This is a genomic window from Parendozoicomonas sp. Alg238-R29 (assembly GCF_947331445.1).
Classification (GTDB): Bacteria; Pseudomonadota; Gammaproteobacteria; order Pseudomonadales; family Endozoicomonadaceae; genus Sansalvadorimonas.
The window spans coordinates 1-5,384 of record NZ_CAMZOG010000145.1 but is presented as its reverse complement, the minus strand read 5'-3'; the positions used below and the strand labels follow the sequence as shown (position 1 = coordinate 5,384).

2 protein-coding genes are annotated in these 5,384 nt (G+C 48.0%); both read right to left on the bottom strand.

Translation table 11 applies throughout. From position 1 onward, the window contains the following. Positions 1 to 4,529: filamentous hemagglutinin N-terminal domain-containing protein (locus QMA35_RS20735; protein ID WP_281649054.1), on the bottom strand; the 4,529-nt coding region annotated here is incomplete at its 3' end. Between the two features lie 91 nt (positions 4,530 to 4,620). Beyond that, positions 4,621 to 5,384 (bottom strand): ShlB/FhaC/HecB family hemolysin secretion/activation protein (locus QMA35_RS20730; protein WP_281649053.1); only part of this gene is annotated, 764 nt, incomplete at its 5' end.

Below are 5,384 nucleotides of genomic sequence, written 5' to 3'. Positions count from 1 at the left end.
ATTAATCCAGGGCTCTCAACCAGGGGAATGTAGGTTTCTATACGGCTGTCTTCAGACCAGGGGGCTGCATACAGTGCAGCAGGAATGGTACCGCCATGAACCCGGTAAACCGTTTCATTCCCATCACTCTGGCACCAGGTACACTCAACCTTGTTTTTGTTGTAAGGCTTGACATGGTTGTCGTAGGTTCGCTCATAGGTGCCATCGGTCATACGCCCTGAGCGGCTTTCCGTGACGACTTTTTCACCACTGGAAAAACCGGTATTGGTCAGGCGTGTTCCCGTCAGGGTAATATCACCGCCCGCAAGAATTTGGCTATAAGCGTTCTCAATATTGCCATCCCCGGTTTCAATCACAAGGTTCCCGGCGGCTAGCATCTGGGCAGCAGGTGAGTCTTGAGTAATAACATCCGAGATATAACTTGAAATAATCAGATTGCCAGAGTAATTATCACCACTACAATCCGAGCAGGTCTGCTGAATCGGTGCTGTTGTTTCAAATACCTGATGTTCGAAAACATCCTTGGTATTCATAACGTTGTCAGCGTAGGCACTGAAATCACCGCCAAAGGCTTCTATTGTTCCAGAACGGTTTTCCAGAACGCCGCCTTTCGCCAGCGTGTTGTCAAGCGCATAGACAAAATCCTGGCTGGCAAAAACGTCTCCTCGCAGGTTCAGGAATCGTCCCTGACTGAATACAGAAAGATTCCGACCAGCGAAAATCAGACCATTATTTGTGCTATTGCCACTCAAGTTAAACACTGCATCCCGGCCCGCGGCAAAAACAGACTCCGTGTTAAAGATGCGCGCCGCCGTCACAAATAAATCATTCTTGGCCGTCAAGTAGACATAGCCATCATCGGCAATATCACTCGTGACATTCAGGACCAGATCATTCCCTGCTGCGATAGAGGTTTCTATTTCACTGAATAGAGATCCCGCATTGATCGTAATATCACCTTGAGTCGCGAGATAAGCACTGTTAAAAAAGGTACCACCGATGTTAAATCGCCAGTCGCCCTGAGCTCTGAAGCTTCCATCGATTTTCAAATTTCCATCACTGTTCACAGTGATGCTCTCGCCCGCATTCAGAACAGCTCCATAGTTCTGGACAAATTCATTAAGGGTGAAATCAATCGTATTTTTAGCTTCTATCCTTCCGTTAGCATTATGCAGTTGATCTGCACTCAATATTGCGCCGTTTTCACTCCAGATTATTCCCTGTCTATTGATGAAGTTTTGCTGAACATTGATATTCAAGTGGTCGCCAAAACTGTGAATACGCCCATATTCGTTATCCAAAAGGCGTACATTCAATGTCATATTCTGGCTTGTGATATCTCTCGTGTTTCTGATTTCGTCTGCTGTGATACTGGCCTTGGCATTACTAATCCACTCAAAACTATTTACGAATGTTCCTGATACATGCGCTAGCAACCCTTCTAGCCCATAGTGCAGTACACGCCCATCATTAGTAATTGAATCGGCCTGGAAGGTAAGAGTGGAAGCATTTGAAGAAATAGCTCCCGTATTAATAATATTTTTAGCAGCAATGATCTGTGGATCAGTACCACGCTGTGTCAGCACGCCGCTTTCAACATTCAGATCACCACCAAGATTGATATCCAGATGATTGGCTTCAATACTTGCAAGACTGGTTATGCTGTCAGAACCTTTGAAACGCAGAGTATCCGCGGAGATGTCTCCCCCGGTTAGATTCCAGTTGCTAATAACATCAGCAGCTAAAAACCCATTTGTACCAACGTCAAGGTCACCAGACAGATTCATTACATTGAACTGAAGAGTCCCGTTACCTGCGTGGGTAATTTGCCCTTGACGTGCATTTAGCTCAGGTGCAGTTATAAACAGATTTTCGTTATTTGTAGATAGGCTGCCGTTGCTCAGGGATAAAAAAGAGCGCGCTGTTAACTGACTGTCGCCGGTTTCAGAAAGAGAACGAAGAGAACCATCATCGCCGATGTAATCTGAAACATTGATAGTGAAGCTGTCGAGGGCTTCGAGCTTACCAGTGTTGTAGAACGAACCTCGCTCTATATTGGCAGTCACATTTTTTGCTGACAGGCTACCGCCAAAGTTGTCGACACCTTCTCCAGTAAAAGACAGTGTCTCACTGGCCTGCACAACTCCGGTAAGGTCACTGAAATAGCGACCACGATTAAAATGAATGCTGCCATCACTGCCTATGGTTCCCTGGTTCTCAACGCTTCTGGCTCCTAGGGTTAGAGCGCCCGAACCGGTATGGTTTATTTGGCCGCTGTTGAGCAACAGGCTGGCAGAAACTGAGACATTGTTCGCTGCGGTCAGAAGGTGACCTGGTGGAGAGCGACGGTCACCATTATCGAAAACATCAGCAATAGAAATCGTTTGATCGCTATCACCGAACTGTACAACATAACCACCGTGGTTCAGCAGAGAGCCAGCAGTAATATTAAGCAAACCACTTTCCAGGCGCCCCTGCGTATTATCAAGACTGTTAGTAATCTGGTAGTGAGACAGCCCTGATGAAATAAAGCCGCTGATATTAGTCACAGTATCTGCTGTAACCTTCAGGTTTCCGTCAGAAATGACTGACCCATGGCCGTTATTCCAGTGAGTAGCCTTGACCGTGACTATGCCATTTCCTGTATGGCGAATTGTACCGTTGTCGTTCAGCAGATCTTCACGGTCCGAGCCTGAGCTTGTATCCAGCGTAAGCTGACTGTTGTTGGTTTCGATCAGACCGTTATTGGCATTATTGATTTTTGCAGCAGTGATACTGGAGAGAATATTACCGGTCCCCAGTGAGCGTATACGGCTTCCTTTACCATTATTATCAAACAACCCCGTTAGGTTTAATGTGAAAAAAGAAGCACTCTCGATAAGACCATTCTGGTTGTTTACATCACTGCCTGAAATGGATACACCACCCAAACCCGCCAGAACCTGACCTTGATCATTGATGGTGGACTGACTGTTAAGAATCACTGTGTCACCGACAATCCGGCCACCGGTGTTGTTCAGCTCACTGGCATTCAGGCTCGTGCTCTGTGAAATTAGCGTACCTTGCTGATTATCAACGACACCTGTCGTAGTAATAGCCAGCGCCCCGACACCAGCTTGAATTTGTCCGCTGTTAACCAGGCTATCAACTGTCAGAGTAATATTGCCGGTGCTGCTGTTAAGAACACCAGTGTTATTGGCACTGTCACGGTTGGTTAGCAGACCGGTCGTTGAGATGTGCACATCGCTTGTTGCATCGATCAGGCCGCCACTGTTATCCAGCGTGTCTGCGGTTATCGTTAAGGCATTATTCGATAACAGGCTGGCATTACGGTTATCGAGCGTATTGGTGTTAATCAGCAACTGGTCGGTCGCAAGCATCGTTCCGGTATTAACGAGTGATTGCGTTGTCACGGATAGCTCACCGGAATTGTTGCGAGTGCCGTCGCTCTCAATACCTGCAAGCAGGTTGCCTTGCTGCGCCAGGTTTCGGGCAGTTAAAACGGCGCTGGTGCCAGCGGCCACGGTTTCGTTTACGGTTATTGTATCCTGTGCGCTGACGCTCAATTGATTGAGAGCATAAACATCACCGTTAAGGGCAATGTCCTGACTTGAGGACAGGGTGATATTTTGGGCTGATGCTGTGTTCAATGACAGATTGCCATTCACATTCAGGCTAAGATCTCCACTACGTGTGGCGATATCGCCCAGGGAGCGGACGCCCACACCGGTCTCCGTTCCTATCAGATGAATACTATTGGCATACATGCTTCCCAAGGCTGAAGCGTCAAGAGCAAATACAGGTGCCGTTGTGCCATCCGATGCTTTAACAGTGCCTGACAGATCCTGGTAATCTACCGTGTTCCGGCCAGTGATAATGCTGAGTTCTTTAGCATTGAGTTCAGCATTCAGGGTTAAAGCTCGAGTGATAATATCAAATTGATCAATATTGCTGGCATTCAGCCCAAGGCCTTCTATGGCTACTGATCCACCGTTCACGTCCAGCTGTGTTAACACGCCATTTTCAATAATGGGTGTACCGGTCGTTAGTGTGGCACGGGGTGTATTGATAAAACCGCAGCCGTTGCAGGTAATGCCGTAGGGGTTAGCAACCACCACATCAGCCTGGGTTCCAAACACCTCGGTATAACCCTGCAGCAAACTTGGGTTGGTGCCAGTCACTTCATTCAGAATCAAACTGGCACTGATACCGTTCAAGTTACCATTGGCATCCAGCACACCACCTAATTGTGAAGTAGCAGAACCAGTGGCCAGGTTATTGAGAATAATGCCACTGCTGGTGACGTTGTATTCACTAAACCGGTTATGAGAAAGCCCCTGCCCATTGGCAGTGGCAATAGCCACTATGGGCACACCATTGCTGGCCTGAGACAAGCTGGTCTGGGACAAGCTGGCGTTATCATTAAACTGATTATCCAGCGCAATGCCTGCAGCCAGAACGGGATTCACAGTCAGCAGGTAGATAAGAACTGATGCGGTAAAACGGCCAGCGTTTCTGGTTATATCCATATCTTCTCGGCTCCTGAGGCATCCAGAAGTGTTTATTCTTTGTGTTTGTTTTAGAGGTACCGCTTGGCACACATGCAACGAGATAAATCGGTTAAATCTTTACACTGATCTGGAACCAGACTGGGTGTTCTTTTTCGGTAATAGCATCAGGCCGACTGAGTGACTCCGCCAGAGTCACTGAGGTGCTCAAATGTTTACCCTGCAGAGCAAAGGCCAGCGCCCGGCTGGTCATCCGACCATGCAGGCGACTGTTATATTTTCCACCATGAATCACGCCAGCATCATAAGCAGCTGTTGCGGAGAAACTCTGGAACACGTGATCAAAGCCGCTGAGAGTGATGGGTGTCATCCAACTCAACTCATTACGCCAATAGCCGCCGCTGTCACCGCTCAGCGATTGATCACGAAATCCTCGAACAGAGTTAAGACCGCCAATACTGAAGCGTACGGGGCCGTAAAGTACATCCTGACTCCACTGCCCCGTGGCCAGTGAGGAAAAGCGAAAACGTTCCTGTAACAGTGTGAATGGCCGCAAGTAAGACAGTGTTGCTGTGTATTTGCTGAACTGGGCTCTGGGCTGGCCTGCCACAGGATGATGGTCTTTCTGTGCGCCAAAAGCCGTACTGCCTTTCTGAAAGCCAAGATCCGTGTTTAAAAGGCCACCCCAAATGCGACGGCCATGGTTGAGCCCTGCGGAGAACTCGGTAATTTTATGACTGCTTATAGAGAGCAGAGTATCGTCGAAGAAGTTACGCGAACGGATATGCTGCACACCAGCACTGACGGACGTTTTACTGCTTTGATCACGGTGCAAAACCCGGCTGAGTCTGAGCTTGTGAGTCCGGGTATTTCCTT